The organism is Marinimicrobium hydrolyticum, assembly GCF_030848505.1.
Lineage (GTDB): Bacteria > Pseudomonadota > Gammaproteobacteria > Pseudomonadales > Cellvibrionaceae > JAVDDU01.
The window spans coordinates 51,714-71,038 of record NZ_JAVDDU010000006.1 but is presented as its reverse complement, the minus strand read 5'-3'; the positions used below and the strand labels follow the sequence as shown (position 1 = coordinate 71,038).

The window sequence follows — 19,325 nt, the reverse complement described above, 5'->3', positions numbered from 1 at the left end:
GATCGGTGGCTGCGCGTTCAGCCTATATGCCTATGTTACACCATTAAAAACACATAAGCAATTTGCGGTTCTTGATCGTCAAACAATTCCGCTAACCCAAAATTGACGTTGTGTATGAGGGGGTTTTAGCGGTGACTTTCCTCTCTGCTGGTCTTAATGACTACGTTGCGGAAGTGGCTTTTCTGTCAGCCAAAATCGAGACCATTTCCTCAGTAAATCGCTGGCGACCAAACACAGTAACCACCGGAGTTACGTCGGTTTCCCCCCGCTCCTCCATACGCTTTAGCATTGCTGACACCCCCTGGCGAGTTATACCAAGCTCGGTGGCCACTTCACTGGTGGTTAGCAGCGCCTCCTCTTTCTCAATACGCTCGACCAAAGAGTCCACATCACTGCGGCTGAAGTACACTCCTGGGGCATCCTTGACGGGCGCCAAATGCCCGGCGTCCCTTAACGCCTCCAGGCGAGAAAGGCTACCAACCAAAGCAATGGTTTCGTCGCGACTATAGTGCTTTGACTCGGCCTTAACCACAGCCTTGTCTTTAGACGACAACGCCTTTTTAACCTTGCGCAGATCCGACTTGTTATACAGCGCCAACTGGGGGTTCTTCATCTTCCGCCGCACCTTTTCCTGATCGACCAGGCGGGCGACGTACATGCGGGATCGACCAAGAAACCGGGCCGCCTCACTGACCGGCACCCAGTCGTTATTGGCAACAATCAGCTCGCCGCTTTCTGCTCGTCTCTCTATCTCACTGCAAAAGGTAGCCCAATCGTCTGCCTGCATCTTAAAGGTGCCGGTTTCGATGGCGCGCCAGGTGCGAGGTGCCTTATCGATAATCGATGCTGATTCAGCCACGGTTAACCCAGCGGACAGTCGTGTTGACCGAACCTTAGTTTTGCTAGGCTGCTTTTGGGTAGCCATTTCCGGATCCTCAGTGCTTTGCTGATCAAACGCTGAGTCTGTATTCACCTCAGCAAAATTGACATATCCAATAGAGTGCATGGCATGCATCCTCCTATTCCTACATTCCGGTTCCGCCGGATCGGTGGCTCTATGGCCGAACTATACCTATAGTAACACACTGAAAGCGAGTAAAGCACGAATAACCCGAGACTATCCACAAAACTGAGCCCAAACTAGGTATTACCCGCTACCCTGGCGCTGTTGGCCTGGCCAATAGCGACGTTCAAGAAATCCACAAATTCCCTCGCCGTGGCCTCGTCAGTCTGCAGCGGGATGGAAAACTCGTTACCTTTTACAACCAGCTGGCCGCCTTTTGTCGATAGATAGAAACCCTCTCCGTCCAGAGCCGTTTGAGACGCTGAGATAAGGGTATTTAAGGCCCAGGAGTTGAATTTCACATTTGGGGTACGCTTTGAGGCCTCCAGGATCCGCCCCTTCACCGACCGGCGTACATCCAAGTCCAGCCGAATCTTGGACATGGGCTCGTTAAGTTCCTCTTCGATGTGTTGATCTGACATAACTGTCTCCAATGATCTGCCCCTGTTGCGGGCACAGTTTGAGAAAAATGAAGTGATTTTAGCGGAAGCGTTAAAAAGTTGCATAGGTCGAGTTCCTAAGATATTCCCGGTTCCGCCGGGTCGGTGGCCAATCTGACCGATAGTTGTTCTTTAGCGTGACTGCATTGCCCGGCGGTAGTGAGTGTCCATCGTGGGGTGCCGGCCGAAGCCGGTCTCGTAATCCGCGTAGCCTTGTTCTATCAAATGGGTACCCAGCTCGAACGATTCTGTCCATAGGGAGCATATCGGGCGTCCCCAGTAACCGATATCGTAGCACTCTACGGTGGCGGCTACGCCTTGCAAAAGCCCCTTAACGTACTCCCCGGCCTCCCGGCCAGCCTGGGTGTTGCGCGAGGAATCCGGGTGCTGGCTCTCTTCAGTGTCAATATTGGCCACTCGGACAAGAAAGCTGTTGTCACTCCAAAAACGATCGTTAACCCTTAAATCTCGTGCTGTCTGCCGGTCTTTCTGCCTGGCCACAACGCGTAAAGCCTCAAAAGCGGCAGGGTCATCAGCTTTAAAACGAAAGGTGTCCCCATCGGCAACCCATGTCACAACACCGGTTGATCGAACCGGTAGCGGCTGATCCGCTGCTCCAGCAATGGTGGAAGCGAAGAGTGCAAAGACAAGTGTGCTGAGACGAAAAAAGACATTAAACATAGCTATGTATCCTAATAATCGCGGTTCCGCCGCTGCGGTGCCCCTAAATTCGGGGGCGATTTAATGGTAAGTCTGTCGGTCGCTTAGTTAAAGATTAGGGCGCCGTAGCGCCCTATCTACATGGTTCTGTGTTATCAGACTTTAGTCGCACAAAAGCTCGGTCAACTCATCGAATGTCACATCGGTGGACGAAAGAACTACCTGCGGGTCCGAAGACTCGGATATCGCACCATCATCATCAAGAGTAAAGACAATAGGCGCTCTAGTATTGAGAGATCCGCTCCAGCTATTTTCTCCGAAAACCCCACCCGAACGGTAGTCGTGAGTCAATTCAATGACAAACTCAGGAGAAACGCACACTCCATCCTCGTCCTCATACTCTACGAAACCTACAAAAGCGTAAGAATCATCAACTTCAGCATCAATAGGGGAATGGAAGAAAACATTCGCCATTATCGACAAATCCATAAACGCAGCATAATCGAATGAAAGGCTTTCAACCTCACCTTCTTCATGACCTTCATACTCAACATCAAAACCGCCGAAGACCACCGGTGAAACAACCTCCGATGGGCAGAGGTTGTTAACCACATCCTCTGCGTAAATATCCTCTGCCGGCTCAAACGGTACCCGAATGGTGCTCTCTACACCGGCATCTTCCAGAGAATGCACCAAGGCTGGCTCTTCATTCGTAACTTCAGCAACTACATTTCCATCATTGTCGATCAGCTTTATTTCATGTATGAGGCCGTTGTTCCCTGGAATCCACTGCAACTGCCAGTTTTTGTCTCCATCCTCATCAGCTAGATATGTGTCTAGCAAATTTAGTCGCATCTCAAACGCGTCAGGATTATCCTCCTGCGGTGACAGTACCGCGCCATGAAGAGGACCATTTAGACTGTCTGCGGTAGGCCGAGAGTAGCACTCTCCAGAATCTGTCAAAGCGAAACCTGTAACTTCGCTGTCGTACGAATCGTTTGCGAAGTTAAATACCAAGTACTGACGAGACTCTACCCCATCCTCGTCGATCAATACAAACTCGTAGACATTACCTCGTGGATCGCGAAGATTGTAAGTGTCGAACACCCAATTATCATACTCTTCCTCCATCTCTACCGGGACGTTATCTGGGTCAATATCCTCTAAGCGAGGACGCTCGATAACAGTGCCATCTGGCAATGTCACTTCCTCACTTAACGAATCCTCTCCCGGTTCACTTGTACCAATATTCGTGGGATCCGTAGGATCAACACCCGGATTATTTACTGCCGGGTCTTCCTTAGAGCTTGAACTGCCGCAAGCAGTGAGCAGTACAGTTGCCAAACACAATCCGACTACTTTAATTATCTTCATCGTTACTTCCCTCTTTATAAAAATGGTCCATTGACCAGCTAAAAAACTAATGACACCGACCCGGTGAGGCAACGGATTGGGTAGATAAGGTCACCCAAGCGCGCTCCAACGAGTTGTACAACACCTGAAAGAAATCGTCGTTAGTGATATTGAGCCTCTGAGCCGCCGACCAGGCTACGTGCACATCATCCCACCCGAGACGTTCATCCGACGTTCGATAAGTAAAGGTAGGCGAAAGTGGGCGATTTACCATTGTTTGGCGAAAAGCGGTAAGAGTCGTTCTCACGAAAAGCCCATAGGTAATTGACTCAGGGGTTTCCCCTAAAGCACGACTCAATGAGATTAAGGGGGGTAAAATCGGGTCCTTGCTAAAAGCAGCATCTAGGATTGCCGTTACCATGTCCCCAAGATCACGAACAGGATGCTTCTGCGGTCGAAGCTCGGGATCGATAGCGCTTACTAGGCGATCTAGCGACTCATCACTACGGCGCAGGTATACGGAAAGCGTCTCCCTCCACAGCCAATACAAAGCGGCACCTTTATTCCTGGGAACAGCATCACCTGACACTGACATATCGGGCGCCCAACAAGGACGGGTACGCTCAAGTATGCGCCCACAATGAATAACGAACTCTTCCTGTCTCACGGGGTAGCTAAACCGCCACATCGGGCCAGCCATACGGTTATTCACATCGTCCACAAACCGTAACATTAAAGGTAGTGCTGTCGGATAATCCATTATGCCGCTCCCCGCTCCTTCGTCTCTATAGCCTCTATAGCCTGAGCTAGTTCGGGCAATCCTGGGATCTCGCCCTTTGCGAACGCCTCAATAGCCTCTAGCCCGGCTTCACTGCCCTGGCCGACATACACCTTCTCGGCCCGCTCTACTAGATCATGTAAGTCCATTGCTCTCGCTCGGTATGTTGAGATTATAGTCTTATCATACACCATACAAAGCGCACAAGCTATTAAAAAGTATCTAATATGATACTTTATTTATTGGGCGGTCTTAGGTCCAGAGTCCGCTGAGAAAGGCTCTTCTCCTCCAGGATTGAGCACCCCAACACTGGGTGGTTGGGATTAAACCAAAAGGTGAAGGTAAAGCCGAATTTATGATCGGGGGCAATTTTCACAAAGTACCCAAACAGCTCCAGCACATTAATCTTCTTCTCATCGAAGACTGTTCCCTGCCCGATTGCAAACTTCTTTAACTCATTAAACAGCGAGCGTCGCCAGTTATCGAACCGAGTGTGGGCCGGCATTGTTAAGCTCTGTACAGTCTCTATCGGATAGGATCGCACCAGTTCTCGGTCACGATGAATCATCCTCGCGGCAAAAAAGTAAAGGTGCGTTATCAAGCGCAGCCGGTTACGAACCAGCTCTGGGTCTACGACGAACGTGCTCCACACATCCTTATCCAGCAGCTGTTTGTGAATCATCGAGTGCAAAGAGATACGGTAGTAGCGAGGTCGCCGGGAACCCGCAATATCCGGATCTGACTCGCTAACAGCGTCCAGTGCGCTGAGAAAACGGAAGTTCAGATCATCGGGATGAAACTCTCGACCATCGCCCATGCTGGAGTACAAGCCGAAGTGCTGAGCAAACACAGAATCCTTGCTGCACTGAACATGCAAGTTAGAGTGGTACAACCGGTCCAACGACTTACGCAATGTGTTCCTATTGGCCCCGTTGGGATCCAGCCCACAGACCTCCGCCAATGCACAAATATCCAGGAAGTACTCATTCGGGATAGATGATAACGGTATGTTGTGGGTTGTTTTGGAGTAGTGCGTGTTAATCACCAAAGTAATGATGGCTAATACGGTATTTTGATCCTCCAGGCTAAACAAATCAGACTCACCCCCAGCGGTAGCGGTTATTTCTACCGTCTCGCCTTTAAAGGGGTAAAGTGTGACGATCTTTCTTCGGCGAGGATCACGAGAGGATAGTCGCCCGCAACCAAAAAACACGTTATTCAGAAGGCGTTCGGAGTGGGCGCGTTTCAGCTCTTTGGGAGATTCGAGGACTTGCACCTCTTGACTCGTTAAACTTTGGCGCGCTTTTCTCGTTGCCGCGTAATAGGTCTTGTCGCGCTTATTCGACGGCTCAAATTGTGGCTCATCCGAATCGACCTGAATCAAACCGGAGCGAACCAATGCCGTAGGAGATTGGAGAGTAAAGGCGTTACGGTACCCTCGCAATTGTGGCGTGTTAAGCCGTTCAGCAGAGAACAGTTCCATATCGCACAGGCGAGCTAATCGAGTCCGCAGTGAGGTCAAGCCAAGAGCCAATTTGGTGCCGCTTTTCTCAACCGCTACCTTCAGTTGGTCATAATCCAGGTAGAGGTGGCGATCAATCGGGTCAGAATGAGGTAGCACTACACCGTACTCAAGCGCGGCCGTTATCACGGAGAGCACAAACTCCCGGTCATTCGCCTTTTGCAAAAGCTTCATATAGGTCCGCAACTGGTCGTCAGCATTTTCTGGCACACAGAATATGGGACTGGTATAGGTAAACTCGGGTATGTCCATAGCGCTATATATTATTGTCCGGACGTTGTCAGAGAGAAAGAATAGCGGTTACTTTCCTCAAGCGCAACGTAGAAGGCTACGGGCAGTTTCCAGCTACACGGTAGCCCTTTGAGACAGCTTCCTCCTCACTGGCAAAAACGACCCGGTTAACTTCTCCTACACGGGAATAGCTAGGACAATTCGGACGATGAAAGATTCTTGAGCGACGGTTTCCGATAATAGGCGCTGTTTGCTGCTCTTCAAGTTCAAGCGGTTGGTTCTCTACTGAGGCGGTTATACGGGACAAATCTGCTAATGCCTCTGCTCGCGGCGTATAACCGGCCACCCATCTCCTCTGTCCGATAACGTAAGGATTGTGGCGCCCCATAACGGCCGCGATCCGAGCGTCCCTTTCCAGCTCCCAGGGCGTGACCGGGTGCTCCCTGTCCCACTGAATAAACAGCTCCTCCTGCTCCGGGGGTAGCGTCAGGCCGTAGTAATCGTGCATATAGAAATAAATCCGAGCAATCTTGCCGCGTATCTCCTCGCGAGGTTGTGCCAATCTGGATGAAAAGCTAACGCGAAAGGCGCATTCGCCGTGCTGGTAAGGATCGTCAGGCAGAAGGCCAAACGCGTAATTGGAGCGATCCCGGTTGATTTCACCGATAGCGGGGGTGAGATTGTGTAAGTCGGCTGCCATGGCGCGGTAGATTGGGTCTGTGCTCCTGCAATTAGAACGTCCCCCTTGAGACCAACAAGATAGCTCGGCACCTAATACGGAAGCGGGTACCACATGCTCCCATTCGACACGCCGAGCGGCCGTATCGGTTCTGTGCCTAACTTGGTAGCCACAGGCTTCCAAATCAACCGCACCCCCAACACCTGTTGACCATGTTATTGGGCAAGCGCAGTAGAATGTGATGGGTCGATCAGCATAGATGGCGCGAGCGGTTCTTTTCGCCTGGTCAAAATTAGCCGGAGGTTCAGATTGGGCAGCGGAGAACAGTACAGCGGCGAGGCTACCGATGATTAACTGTCTAAAAGACACTTAACACCTTCGCGGGAGCGTATTAATGATAAATAGGGCTAGGTTCATTGTTATTGTTCTTAATGAATTTTCTGCTCTCTTTTATATATTGAGGGTATAGATAGATATTAGTAGATTAAGTTTTAAATACGCCAATAAAAAAAACCCGCAAAAACAGAGGCTTACAGCCGTTTTAAAAGTGCTCACTACCGGGTTATAAGTGCTCGCTACCGGGTTGAAAGTCCTCACTACGGCTATTTAAGTGCTCACTACCGAGGATAACTAAGTCTCCACTACCGGGTTAAAAGTGCTCACTACTGGGTAAGGAAAGTCATCACTACCGGGTTGGCACGGTTAAACACACGATAGCCACAGATAAATAACAGGTTACTACCAGATGTGGTGTTTACCCGGTAGTGAAGACTTTTATTTGAATAAAAATTAACCTCAAAGTCAACACTACCGGGTTTTCATTCGTAGAGATTGAGGGAATTAGGCCGATGACTACCTGGGGAGTTACGCGAACGCTCAAAATGTGTGGATAACAAAGTCGACACTACCGGGTTGAGGCGAGGAGGCCGGAGAGATCACGACAAAAAGGAAGAAAGTGCTCACTACCGGGTTGCAGGCAAAATTGGTCGCTATAGTGTCTAATTTGCGCAAAAATGGATACTATAGCGACTATGCAAAGATCAAGAACTCTAGCCATTGACAATCTGACCGACGTTACGCGCGTTAAGATGAACCACTTAGGGGGTCGCTTGCGGGCTGCGAGGCAGCGCCGGGGCTGGTCGTATGAGAGATGTGCCGAATTTGCCAAGGTCTCTACGACGACGATCAAGGGGATAGAGCGTGGAGACCCTGCGATCGGCTTCGGTTTTTATGTCGCTGTTCTGCAGGCCTTTGGCATGGTCACGGAGCTGGATGGACTATGTTTGATCTGTAAGGACCATTTTCTGGGGCCTGGTGCGGCTGAATCAGGGATAACAAAAAAGGTGACTTTTGACGATGACCTCTAATAACAATCCACTACTGAGTAAACTCTACATTCACGTCGATGTTGGCGGTGGTGAGACGATGGTCGCGGGCCAGCTCATTGTCGATCGAGTACGGCGAACCGGAGCGTTTAAATATGCTCGCGGGTATTGCCGGGACGAGAGGGCTTATCCTTTAGATCCGATTAACCTCCCACTGGTGGAGGGAGCTATTTACGAAACCCCCATCACGAGAGACAACCTAGGCGTTGCTGGCGCCCTGCTCGATGCTGGCCCAGATGACTGGGGCCGCCGGGTGCTAATGGCTCTGCTAGATCCGCCACCATCAAATGACTTGGAGTTCTTGCTCTCTGGTTCAGGAAACGGTACTGGTACGATCTTCTTTACAGAGTCGCGCGGCGGCTGCGCAATGCAAGAAGTCCCGGTGAAAATGCTACCGAAGGAGTTTCAAAGCCTCGAAGACATCATGGAGACAGCGATTCGTCTCGATGAAGGCCTGCCAGTGGAGAAAGAAAAGGCCATGTTTTTTGAATACGGCTCGGGGCTTGGGGGCGTTCGCCCCAAGACGTTCGTCGATGAAGTGCAGTACAACAAGGAGCTGGGTGAGAAGCGAGTGGATCGCTGGATCGTTAAGTTTCCTCGAAAAACGGACCTGGTTGACCATTGCCTGTTGGAGCATGCGACCATGAAAATGGCGAAAGAGGCAGGCTGCGACGTGGTAGATACTAAGATCATGGAGACCGCTCGGGGCCCAGTGCTTCTGGTTAAACGGTTCGATGTAGAGACTGATGGCGAGCGGCACCATGTGGTTTCTGCTAAGTCGTTGATTGGCCCAATGCCTGAGAATGCCGGTGCCCGCGCTGAGCTTGAGAGCTACCCGAACATTGGCCGAATAATCGGGCAGGTATCAGAGTCATCCGAACAGGAAACCAGAGAGCTGTTCCGGCGAATGCTGTTTAACATTGCCGTGGGCAACGTCGATGATCACCCGAAGAATCATTCCTTTAGTAAGCCACCAGGGAAAAAGCAGATGCAGCTGACCCCGGCTTACGATGTATTGCCCACCGTTGGCATAGAGGGCAGTCCGCAGGCGATAAGCGTCGGGCCGTTCGGTGGGCACCAGAATCCGAAGGCTATTGCCTCGTGCGCTGAAGCCATGGGGATAGGTGAGGAGGAGGCGGAAGAGATAGCACAGGATGTGTTGGCCGCGACCAAGGATTGGGAGGAGAAAATGCTCGATGAGGGGCTAACCCCAAAAGAAGTGAATATTGTACGAAAATCGATGGCCAGCCGGGCGCATGTACAGGCGTATTTGGCCTCAATGGGAAGCGAAGAGCGTGAGCGCGAGAAGCGAACCAAAGGCATCAGCATGAGCCGTTAAACACATTCTTGCCCTACCCTCCTCAGAAAGTGTGGCACTGCCACACTTTTTTTTGCCTAATCGGTTGCGCGCCACCCTAGAAGCCCTGCCGCCAAGCGCTTGCTTAGGAGCTGTTTTGCAGGAGTGTGTCAGTGACACACATTGAATCTCCATTTAGATCGAAGATCGCCCTACTCCGCTGTTAAACAAAAGTGTGTCACTGCCACACTTCCACCCTGTCCCTAACGACTCGAAAGGTAGCAGCCTGTACCTCCCCAGCCATGAAAACCGTGTCAGTGACACACATCTGCCCAACACAAGGGCTTTGGGGGTTTGGGCTCCAACGAGTCGGATTGTCCCTGAAGAGTGCTCGGAACACAGTTTGTGAGCAGCCATCTGATCCTCCATCAAACAGGGACACCTTTCCTCCGCTCAACGCCATTCATCAGAAAGTGTGTCACTGACACGCTTTTAACGCCCTGAGATCGCCCTCCCCTATTCCGATGCTGAACGGCCAATCGCCTCGCAAGCTCTTGTATTGGTCCGTAGCGTTCAGTGTGTTCGTGGGCCAATCTAAACTGTGTCAGTGACACACGTTTTGGAGGGAGCGCTGTAACGACCGCTGAAGCACGAAGCGCGTGCAAGACTTGCCCAAATCTAACCGTGAATATATAGTGGTCGTGCCAGTGGCACGGTAGGGGGCCATTGAGGGGCAAATGAAACGCCATTATGGCATACATATAGCTGTTCGACTCTACATATAGAGGTGAAACCGATGCGTAAGCGTGCCAAGGGCACAAAGAAGCACAACGGGGAGGCGGTCGAGGTCGCTGTTGCGGCGTGCTGGTTAAGTGAAGACGTGGTGGTGCCCTACTCTACCGCAGAGCGACTACAAACGCTCTCCGAACTCCAAAGCGTAGGTCGACTTTTGGAACGCCCAATGGTCATGAGACCCAAAGATAAGGGCGGCTTCGAGGTGGTCTATGGTTGGGATATTGTATTAACCCATAAGGAGGCTGGGCTAGCCGCGGTACCAGCGATTCTTGTCGATGATACGATTCATAACCGTCTGCACTGGGGAATCGTCAAGCAGGCCGAAGTCCTGGGGCTTCCATGGACCTCAGTTGCATCAGCGCTTGTGAGGGCGAAAAAAAGCTATGGGCTATCCAACGAAAAGTGTGGCAGTGACACGCTTTTGGGTAGAACAACGGTTTCCCGTTACGTGAATATCCTCCACAAGCTGCACCCTGAATTCTTTGCCATGGCTGAGCGGGAGCGCTTGACCTACAGTGATTGCAGAGAGCTGATAACCCTGGCGATGTCCCGACAGCAGGAATTGGTAGCAGCCGCCAAAGAAAAGGGGCTGGATAACAAAGCCATTATGCGGCTGGCCTTTCTCAATAACTTTGGAGCGCGCCCCAAGCCGGGCGGAAAAGGAGGCGGAGCCGCCCCTGGCGAAATACACAAGTCGATGGACATTGAAAGGCTCGAAAGCGTCGTGAGCGAGCAAGTAGGGTATCCGGTGGAAATTCACCCCCGAGCACAGAAGTCGGTGGATGTGAAAAGGCTCGAAAATGATTTGAGTGAGAGAGTAGGGTACCCGATTGACATCCAGCCTTCCGCCGAGGGGGAGCATAAGGGCGAACTCAGCTGCCATTTCTTTGATCGACAAGGGATGATCGACGCTCTTTCTCAGGTCCGGCGTGGATTTACCTCCAGAGCGCAAGTGAAAGGACGATTCACATTGAGTTTTGAGTCGCTGGAGGAGTTTGACCATTTAACACGAAACCACCTGCAAGAGGGTGACTAAAGTGTGTCACTGACACGCTTTAGTCCTACTCGAAACGAATTAGTAGGTAGCGGCCTCTTCGGACCAACCCTCACCAAAAGCGTGTCAGTGACACACTTTCACTCCACACAAGACCACCACCCCACCACCCTATTCCGCAGTTGAATGGCACACCATAGCTCAACTGTTCACGGCGATGATCCCATAACCCCACCCAAGAGTGTGTCAGTGACACACTTCGGCCTCGCATATGGGTCTAGGAATCCGGGAGTAGGTTGCGCCAAAGGTGGTTGGGAACACAGCGTGCGGCTAGTCGCTAAATGAAAGTCACCAACAAAAGTGCCTCATTGCCAACCCGTCCACTTGGAAGGAAAGCGTGTCAGTGACACACTTTTCCCTAGGCGGCAGAGGACGAGCGATTCTTTGACGATTGATCAAACCTGTATTTCAGATACACCATGGCTTCTGAGGAGAATGGCTGATAGTGCGCGGTGTCGGGGGGGCGTAATGCGTTCCGAAGGCGGTTGGGGTTAACACCGAGCACTTTCGCCATGAAGTGCATGCCATTGAGTGATAGTTGGGCATTGCAGACATGGAACCAATGCAAGATCCTCTTGCGTTGCTCACCATGATAGTGACGGTGGTGCTTCAGATCTACTGGCTCCCACTCAGGGGAACCTGCCTCAGTCTCAACCAGATAAAACAGGCGATACTCCGATATCCCTTCCTCCTTCATGGTGGCATAAACCGTGGACAATTTACCCCCTAAAAGCCGCTCATTCATAGTGGTGGGGTGTACGGCCAGGTAGACGCCATGGGCGATTCGAGATACATCCATAAAAAGACCTTTTGCATGACATACGTTTTGTGTAATATATAACGCAAAACATATTACGAGTAGTAACCAAAGTGTTAGGATGATACAACAATATTAACAGTAGGACGAAGACTATGGCCCAAATCCCCTTGACGGTTTTAGCCGTCACGAATCAAAAAGGCGGTGTCGCAAAGACAACCACAGCCATCCAGGTCGGGGCCTACGCGGCCCAGGCGGGCAAGAAGACGCTCATTGTCGAATTGGATCCACAATGTAACGCCAGCGCGACCTTTCTGACGATGGGGCAGTCGCCCGATGGGCGAATCTCCACGGTCCCCCCAGAGCACCCTGAGGGCGGGGTACACATTTCCCGGGCGTTATTTACCAACGATCCGTGGCTCCCCTATCCCACAGCGACGCCAAACTTATTTGTACTGCCGGCCTCCGGCAGCATGTTCCAGATGGATTACAAGCCAAACGCCATTGAAATGGCCAAGAAAGCCTTTTTGGATCCCGAATTCCGCAAGGCGTTTGATTTGGTGATTATCGATACCCCGCCTGCGAAGAATCTTTACTCTGAAGCGGCCATCACGCTCGCCACCCACATACTGGTGCCCTGCACCATGGAAAAGAAGCCGTTTGAAGGCCTAATGGGGGTGCTACAGTTCATTCATGCGGTTAATGAACCCTTGCGCTCGGAGGAAGTGGCTAAAATTATCGGTGTCCTCCCCACCATCTACGATTCGCGCATGCGAATTAATAAGGATAATCTGAAACGGCTGAACAAGAACCTGGGCCGCTTGGCGCTCGATATCGTGGTCAAGCGCCGCCCGAGCTACCAAGAAGTGGACATGGTTGCCAAGGATTACCCGTATGAGGTGCCCAAAGCCTACCCGGAAGCTCGGAAGGAATGGAAACAACTGGGTGAGCGCATGCTGGTTGAGCTGGGGCTCAAATAATAAAAAAGTGTGTCACTGCCACACTTTCAGGAAAAAGGAGACAAAACATGGGTAACGCTAAGCCGTCGAGAAAGCAAATGCTAGAGGCGCGAGACCGTGAATCGGATAGCATGTTTAGCAACCTGGAACAGGTGCTAAGCTCTACGGTTCATCGGGACACCATCGTAACCGCGAAGCTCTCAAAGATCCGGCCAGACCCTGACAATGGTCGTCTCGGCCAAGGTGAGCTGGTAAACGCGCTGCCTAAGATCACCCAAAAGATTAAAGAGCAGGGCGCTGAGACGGTCCCAAGCTATGCCGATCTGGGCATAACGCTAAGCCCGGCGGCGCGCAGCTTATACGAGACCTGCGCTAACCTGGCGAACACGTACATCCCCAACGGCGGCTACGCCGATTCGCCACCCAAAGTACTCCCAGTCGATGCCCAAGGGGTTCATGAAACTAAGACGGGGCACCGGCGGTACATCGCGTATTGCCTGGCTGAGCCAATCACTGGCATCAGTGAGATAGATGTGATCCTGGATAAATCGAACCAGGCAGACGATGACCTGTATCGGACCATCGGCCGAATCACTGAAAATACCTCCAGGGTGAATAACACTCTGGCCGAAGAGCTAATGGAAGTCAGGCTGGTGGTTAATATGTTGACCGCTCGTGGCGAATCAATCAATAAGGCGAAACTCGCCCGCGCAACGGGCCTGGAGAGAACGCGCCTATCGCGCTTGGTGGATATGGTCAAAGCGGGAGCGGCGGATGATCAGGAGCGGTTACTGGCTATCCATACCGCGCAGATCGAAGATGTCGTGGCCCTTAGCGTTGTCTTTAAGGCGCCGCAAGAGCAGTGGGATACGCTGATCCGAGAGTTGGCCAAATCAGGTCCAACCGCTTTTCGATCCAAGTACATGGGCAGCAAAAAGCCTGCAGAGGCTCCGGTGGCACCGCAAGCGCCCGCAGACGACCAAAGTGTGTCACTGACACACTTTGACGCGCCACCAGCCACTAAAACCATCACTACCGAACCCGACGAACCCGGTAGTGAGCACTTTCCGCCGGAGCAGGGCGCTAAGCCCTCGGCACGTCCTCAAGTGCCCACAGATGAGGGGCGCGCTGCGAGCACCCCCAAGGCGCCACGGATAACCGAACTCAAGCTCAGTGAAGCCAGTCATGGTGTGGCCATAGGGAAGTTGTTCGAGCTGCTTGAAAAAGCGCAGCCGGGCATCACTCAACACGCCGTCGGGAATAGTGAGGCCGAGAGACTGGCCAGCCTCTTGGCGCAATTATCGCAGGAGATGTAACGTGGGTAAGACAAGAACCAGCGTAAAGCTGTTGGCAAACCAAAAGGCGATCGCTGATAAGCCGCTGCAAGAGCGCTCAAGGCTGATCGAAGAGGCGCTGACGAAGTTTCTTTCCTGGGAATGCTACGTGGATGAAGACTGGTCGATGGCCGGCTACCATAGCCCATCGGAGGATGGGCAGCCGTGGCTAGACTCTGTGGAGTTGGGGGTGGAGTACCGGACCCGCAGCCGTCTGCTCGCTCCGTGCGTGATTGAGATCCGAGACGAAACCAATGAGCACCTGGAGGTGGCCATCAAGCGGGTAGAATCCGCTCGGACACGGCTGGCAGGGAAGGGGATTAAATCGGGTATCATCCGGGCTGCACTCGCCCAGCAGCAATTGATCGATATGTATGGCCAGGAATCGGCGTAGCTGAATCCGTCAGTTCGGTGCGTCACCAGACGGGAAACTTGGGGACGCAGCCGATTGAGCGGGAGGGTTAATTAAAGCCCGCCTGAAGGCGTTTCAGGGATTTTGCAAACCGCATCCCACAACTCAAGAAACGCGTCATAGAACACCAGAAATAAGCCCTCCTGATAGACCCGGATATCATCGATGTTCTCATTTTCTCGCACGCTTTTTATGCTTTCCGAACAATACGATTTGAAGTCAATCTGGCTGATAACTTTCTTCGCGCTCAAACAGAACGAAACGGTCTCACCCCAGTAAAGCTCCACTTTCTCGACAAGCTTCTGATTCATCAGGTGAATATTGATCTCTTCACCCGGAGAGTGGTTGGCCAGTACCGCCGTGGAGTCGGCCGAGGTAAGCCGATAGTCGGTGCCCAGGGTAAAACGTAAATCCTCTGGAATGAGTTCGGGCCGATACGCCCAGGCGGTCAGGGTGCCCTCCAAGATAGCTTCTTGTCTACTCGCCTCCCACTCAACGCTCACACCTTGCGGATCTATCAGGCGGTTGAACTTCTCCACAACAAACTGCACACGGGAGCCGGTGGACTCCAAAACAACCAAAAGTCGACGCTCGCCATCGTAGATGGCCTGGAATTCAGATTCTTGGGGAGGCGTCTGGGCGATCAGCTTGGTTTCGCACGTCTTTCGCAGTTCGGCCCGCTCCTCTTTGGTCAGCTTGCGATCCTCCGCCTTCTCTTTCTCCCGGATCGCCTCGTTCCATTCGCGCGACAACCTCCGCTTGTTCGGTACCCGGCGATCCCGACGCAATGTAAACAGTAACGAGTGCTGGATCATAGGCACCAGGGGCCAGTTGTCGGTGTAATCCGGCGTGATGAACCCCCAGCTTTCCCCCTCAGAGACCTTACAGTCCCGAAAGCGCAGCTTCTCGGCCGCGTCCATGAGTTTGCGGGTATCAATAGGGTTGGGCACTGGGATGACAGTGGCTTTTCTAATTCCAGAGGATGATTTAAGCATGGCAATAACTTACAGCGTAATGGTATAGTTACAATGATACTATCATCCTAAACCATAAGCTCGGAATTTGACAGATGGCCTTTTCAGATGACTTTATCCAACGAGTACGCAATGCCGTAGATATTGTCGACGAAATTGGGCTGGTTGTGGATCTGAAAAAGCAGGGTAAGAACCACTTCGCGTGCTGCCCCTTCCATGAAGAAAAAACCCCATCGTTCTCCATTGATGCCAGCAAACAGCTGTATTTCTGCCATGGCGCCTGCGGAGACGGGGGGGATATCTTTAAATTCACAATGCAACAGCACAACGTGGAATTTCCAGAGGCCGTGGCGATGCTGGCCGAAAAGGCGGGCATTCCACTAGAGAATGAAAACGGACGCAGCAAGTCCCAGGATTCGTCGACCGGCCTATACGATACCTTGTCACAGGCCGAAGAATATTTCCAAACTCAGCTTACCGGCCACACGGATGTCCAGGCGCTGTTGCTCCAACGGGGAGTCACCGCTGAGACCGTCAACCGATTCGGCTTGGGGGCGGCGGGGAAGGGCTGGCGAGGAGTCATAGACCACATTGGCTCTGACAAACACTTTAAAGCCTTGGTCGATAGTGGGTTGGCGATCTACAAACCCAAGACTAGCGAAGAGAAAGGCCGGTTCTACGACCGGTTTCGTGATGCCCTGATATTTCCGATACGAGACGAACGCGGTCGCACCGTGTCGTTCGCGCGCCGGCGCCTGGAGGATGGGCCTGCAGAGGGAGCCAAAGCACCCCCAAAGTACATCAATGGGCCGGAAACCAGCGTTTTTAAAAAGTCGGCTGTGGCCTACGGCCTTTATGAGGCATTGCAGGCCGACAGAAGCCCCTCTCAGCTGGTTGTCACTGAGGGATACATGGATGTGGTGACTTCCCACCAGAACGGCCTGACGAACCACGTTGCGACCATGGGGGTGGCGATTAACGTGGATCTGGCGAAGCGGCTCTTCAAGCGCACGGAGAATCTGGTTTTCTGCTTCGATGGAGACAAGGCCGGTAGAACCGCCGCCGTTCGAGCGCTTCACGCCGTCCTGCCGTTGTTGGATGACAAACGCCGGGCGAGCTTCGTGTTGTTACCCGAGGGCGCCGATCCCGACTCAATGATTCGAGAGCAGGGGGTGGAGGCCTACACGCAGCACCTCAAGCTATCGACAATCCCAGCAAGTGATCTGATTTTGAGAACCGCCCAAGATGGAGTGGTGTCGTTGGATACCAGCGAGGGCAGGGGACAGATGTTCAGTAATGCCAAGGTAATGCTCGATCAGATGCCCCCAAGCGTTACTAAGTCACACGTACTCAAGCGCTTGGAGAGCGTCACCGCCATCAAACCCACCGAATACATGCCGTTTAGTTTTGAGATGCAAGAAGGGCATTGCCACGGCGTAGACCTACCAGCACTTGAGCAGGAGGTGAGAGAGTTTATCGCCAACAAAATCGGAGTAGGGAAGGCGGATGTGCGCGTTAACTGGTCCATGCCCGAGCTGGGGCCGCACCGAGCGCAGAGCACTCCGGACCTGAAGGGGCTGGATGTGCAAAGAGAGCTTGGGGTAAGGATGCGCGAAGTAGCGCGGACACTAATGCTGGAAACCCCCGTCACGCAAGGCTTAAATCTAAAGCAAGTTATGAATTCAGCCAGGAACAGTTCGGGTGAGCATAAGATGATGGCCCAGGCGTTGTTGAGTCGGTACTTTCGAGACACCCCGGCGTTTGAAACACAATGTCAACTAGCCAGTTATCACATGACTGTGATCAAAGATAACTTAAAGTTAGTGGCGCCAAATATGAATGAAGAGGCCTCGGCGCAGATGAAGCGCTGGTGCTCCTCCGTTAAAGGCAATGCTGACAACTTAGTTGCAGCACTCAGTGAGCTTGAGCCGACAACGGCCGCCCGTGTGGAGCGGTATATTGACTTGATAGGTGAGCAGGCCGAACAGACGAGCAACACCCTGGGCGGTATGACTGAGAGCCAGCAGATCGATCCTGCGCCGAGCGAGGCAAAGGGAGCTACACGCGAAGTATGAGTATTGCCACTACCGCTTGGGCCAAAGACCACTTTGGTGTTCGGGTGGCGCCGAACCAAAAGCCTGTATGGGAGAACTTCGTCAGCTGGTTCGGCGATAGCCAAGTCGTCGATGACGCCGGCCAGCCTCTCATGGCCTACCACGGGTCCGATAGCGCGATTAGCGCATTCACCCCCAGTGAAGAAGGCACCTTTGGGCCGGGCATTTATTTCGTCGATCAAGCACAGGATGCGACAGCGTACGGCGAGAAGGTGTACGCAGCGTATTTGAACCTGCAAAACCCTTGGGTAATAGACGCAGATCACGACTCGCCTGGTGCATTCACCGAGGACCACGACCACCCCGGCATAGAGGCCGTACTTGCGCTACCCAACGGGCGGAAACTACTTGATCACGCTAAAGACAATGAAAGCCTCCACTTCGGCCCTGAGCTGCTTAACGAGCTACAGAGCTTGGGCTATGACGGCGTAGTGGCCACCTATCCCGACGGATGCAAAGAGTATGTGGCTTTTGAGCCAGCGCAAGTTAAAAGCGCCACCCAAAACAGCGGTAATTTCGACCCCAACAGTATCGACCTAAATGATACTTACCGGTCTGTTTCTGAACAGGCCCGCCCAGCGACACCGACCCCACTAGATACGCTTAATTTCGACGGCATTGCCGAGTCCCTGCGCGAACGGGAAAGAGCAGACCAAACAAACGGGCAAGTCGCCTGGAACCCGAGGGCTACACGCTAAGTATGATGTTTAAAGTCAGTATAATCGTGCTGCTGGCACTGCTAGGAGCAGTGTTGGTATTAGAGCACCGAATGAGGGAGCGCATAAGCAAAAATGACGGAGTGGCCAGACAGCTGCGCGCGGCCCTGATGAAATCAGCAATTGAGCGTTTGCGTCAAAATTATATCCGCTACGCGTATGCTCAGGCTGTCAAGGATTCAGGTGATCACACGGTAGAAGTACAGCAAATTGAACAGCAAATCAGAGCTGATGAAGCGACGCTCAAAGAGCTGCTTGGAGGTGATCAGCCTAGTAATGCATTGGAGCCAATACGCGCTATCGCAGAGCAGGAGCAAAAGAGGATTAGTCTGTGATTGTGATCCTGATTGCCTTGATCGTGGCCTCTATTTGTGTCCAGGTTCCCAACTTGCTGGGGGTGCACGCGGCGACGGATCCACAAGGACTCTCACTGTACCGAGCGTCGGTGATAGCGGCATTCTCGTTGCCGGCCGGGTATCTGGCCAGCGTAGCCTACATCCTGTTTTACGGCAGGGGTTCTCTTTACCTGTCTTATCCTCTACTGGCCCTTAGTGCGATGACCGCGATCATGGCCATTGCGCTCGTCGTACAGTACGTCATGATGCCGTCACGGGGAGTGAGCCTGATTGAAGCGTTCGGCCTCGCGATCGCTGTTTCGGGCATCCTTGTCGCAATCTTCCATGAACGAATAAGTACGGCGTTTTTCCACAGTGCGCCATAGGATCTATCCAAGAATCTTACAGAGGCCTCAAAAATGAAAGTTGGCGTTCACTGAGTTCAACATGGTTCATGCTCTCTATGT

The 19,325-nt window shown here is 52.5% G+C and carries 18 protein-coding genes; 10 read left to right on the top strand and 8 right to left on the bottom strand.

Annotated elements, in window-relative coordinates; genetic code table 11:
* Window positions 1–160: 160 nt before the first annotated feature.
* The 6 genes from RBH33_RS11935 to RBH33_RS11910 all read right to left on the bottom strand — a co-directional run bounded on the left by RBH33_RS11935 (window position 161) and on the right by RBH33_RS11910 (window position 7,095).
* Window positions 161–1,006 carry a winged helix-turn-helix transcriptional regulator gene (locus tag RBH33_RS11935; protein ID WP_306732426.1) on the bottom strand — a complete coding sequence of 282 codons (846 nt, stop codon included), beginning with the start codon at window positions 1,004–1,006 and terminating at the stop codon, window positions 161–163.
* A gap of 134 nt (window positions 1,007–1,140) precedes the next feature.
* On the bottom strand, window positions 1,141–1,485 hold the full coding sequence (locus RBH33_RS11930; RefSeq protein ID WP_306732425.1) for a hypothetical protein: 345 nt from the start codon (window positions 1,483–1,485) through the stop codon (window positions 1,141–1,143).
* Window positions 1,486–1,635: 150 nt separating this feature from the next.
* Window positions 1,636–2,184, bottom strand: a complete 549-nt coding sequence (locus RBH33_RS11925; protein WP_306732424.1) for a thermonuclease family protein — start codon at window positions 2,182–2,184, stop codon at window positions 1,636–1,638.
* A 141-nt stretch (window positions 2,185–2,325) separates the two neighbouring features.
* The gene (locus RBH33_RS11920) at window positions 2,326–3,537 is read right to left on the bottom strand and encodes a hypothetical protein (RefSeq protein ID WP_306732423.1); all 1,212 of its coding nucleotides are present in this window, start codon (window positions 3,535–3,537) and stop codon (window positions 2,326–2,328) included.
* Between the two features lie 992 nt (window positions 3,538–4,529).
* On the bottom strand, window positions 4,530–6,068 hold the full coding sequence (locus RBH33_RS11915) for a replication initiator protein RctB domain-containing protein (RefSeq protein ID WP_306732422.1): 1,539 nt from the start codon (window positions 6,066–6,068) through the stop codon (window positions 4,530–4,532).
* A gap of 76 nt (window positions 6,069–6,144) precedes the next feature.
* Window positions 6,145–7,095 (bottom strand): endonuclease, encoded by a 951-nt coding sequence (locus RBH33_RS11910; protein ID WP_306732421.1) that lies wholly within the window; start codon window positions 7,093–7,095, stop codon window positions 6,145–6,147.
* A 644-nt stretch (window positions 7,096–7,739) separates the two neighbouring features.
* Between RBH33_RS11910 and RBH33_RS17765 the strand changes: the two genes are divergently transcribed.
* The 3 genes from RBH33_RS17765 (at window position 7,740) to RBH33_RS11900 (ending at window position 11,239) form a co-directional block, all read left to right on the top strand.
* Window positions 7,740–8,093, top strand: coding sequence for a helix-turn-helix domain-containing protein (locus RBH33_RS17765; protein ID WP_373568264.1), 354 nt, complete (start codon window positions 7,740–7,742; stop codon window positions 8,091–8,093).
* Entirely contained in the window at window positions 8,083–9,450 is a 1,368-nt protein-coding gene (locus tag RBH33_RS11905) for a type II toxin-antitoxin system HipA family toxin (protein ID WP_306732420.1), read from the top strand. Before RBH33_RS17765 ends, RBH33_RS11905 begins: the two co-directional genes overlap by 11 nt.
* 754 nt (window positions 9,451–10,204) lie before the next feature.
* Window positions 10,205–11,239, top strand: a complete 1,035-nt coding sequence (locus tag RBH33_RS11900) for a hypothetical protein (RefSeq protein WP_306732419.1) — start codon at window positions 10,205–10,207, stop codon at window positions 11,237–11,239.
* Between the two features lie 376 nt (window positions 11,240–11,615).
* Here the strand turns inward: RBH33_RS11900 and RBH33_RS11895 are convergent, their stop codons facing one another.
* Complete coding sequence (locus RBH33_RS11895) at window positions 11,616–12,056, bottom strand: hypothetical protein (protein ID WP_306732418.1); 441 nt, start codon at window positions 12,054–12,056, stop codon at window positions 11,616–11,618.
* Window positions 12,057–12,169: 113 nt separating this feature from the next.
* Here RBH33_RS11895 and RBH33_RS11890 point away from each other — a divergent pair, with 113 nt between their 5' ends.
* Genes RBH33_RS11890 through RBH33_RS11880 form a run of 3 tightly spaced genes read left to right on the top strand, consistent with a single transcriptional unit; the run spans window position 12,170 to window position 14,701 of the window.
* On the top strand, window positions 12,170–12,994 hold the full coding sequence (locus RBH33_RS11890) for a ParA family protein (protein WP_306732417.1): 825 nt from the start codon (window positions 12,170–12,172) through the stop codon (window positions 12,992–12,994).
* A gap of 47 nt (window positions 12,995–13,041) precedes the next feature.
* Complete coding sequence (locus RBH33_RS11885) at window positions 13,042–14,289, top strand: hypothetical protein (protein ID WP_306732416.1); 1,248 nt, start codon at window positions 13,042–13,044, stop codon at window positions 14,287–14,289.
* Window position 14,290: 1 nt separating this feature from the next.
* Window positions 14,291–14,701, top strand: coding sequence for a hypothetical protein (locus RBH33_RS11880; RefSeq protein WP_306732415.1), 411 nt, complete (start codon window positions 14,291–14,293; stop codon window positions 14,699–14,701).
* 71 nt (window positions 14,702–14,772) lie between these two features.
* Here RBH33_RS11880 and rdgC read toward each other — a convergent pair whose 3' ends face one another.
* On the bottom strand, window positions 14,773–15,714 hold the full coding sequence (gene rdgC, locus RBH33_RS11875) for a recombination-associated protein RdgC (protein ID WP_306732414.1): 942 nt from the start codon (window positions 15,712–15,714) through the stop codon (window positions 14,773–14,775).
* A 74-nt stretch (window positions 15,715–15,788) separates the two neighbouring features.
* Between rdgC and dnaG the strand changes: the two genes are divergently transcribed.
* From dnaG to RBH33_RS11855, 4 genes are read left to right on the top strand one after another with little or no spacing between them, the layout of a single operon-like run.
* Complete coding sequence (dnaG, locus tag RBH33_RS11870) at window positions 15,789–17,768, top strand: DNA primase (protein ID WP_306732413.1); 1,980 nt, start codon at window positions 15,789–15,791, stop codon at window positions 17,766–17,768.
* Window positions 17,765–18,505, top strand: coding sequence for an ADP-ribosyltransferase-containing protein (locus RBH33_RS11865; RefSeq protein ID WP_306732412.1), 741 nt, complete (start codon window positions 17,765–17,767; stop codon window positions 18,503–18,505). Before dnaG ends, RBH33_RS11865 begins: the two co-directional genes overlap by 4 nt.
* A 2-nt stretch (window positions 18,506–18,507) precedes the next feature.
* Window positions 18,508–18,858, top strand: coding sequence for a hypothetical protein (locus RBH33_RS11860; RefSeq protein WP_306732411.1), 351 nt, complete (start codon window positions 18,508–18,510; stop codon window positions 18,856–18,858).
* Entirely contained in the window at window positions 18,855–19,244 is a 390-nt protein-coding gene (locus RBH33_RS11855) for a hypothetical protein (RefSeq protein WP_306732410.1), read from the top strand. Before RBH33_RS11860 ends, RBH33_RS11855 begins: the two co-directional genes overlap by 4 nt.
* Window positions 19,245–19,325: the final 81 nt, after the last annotated feature.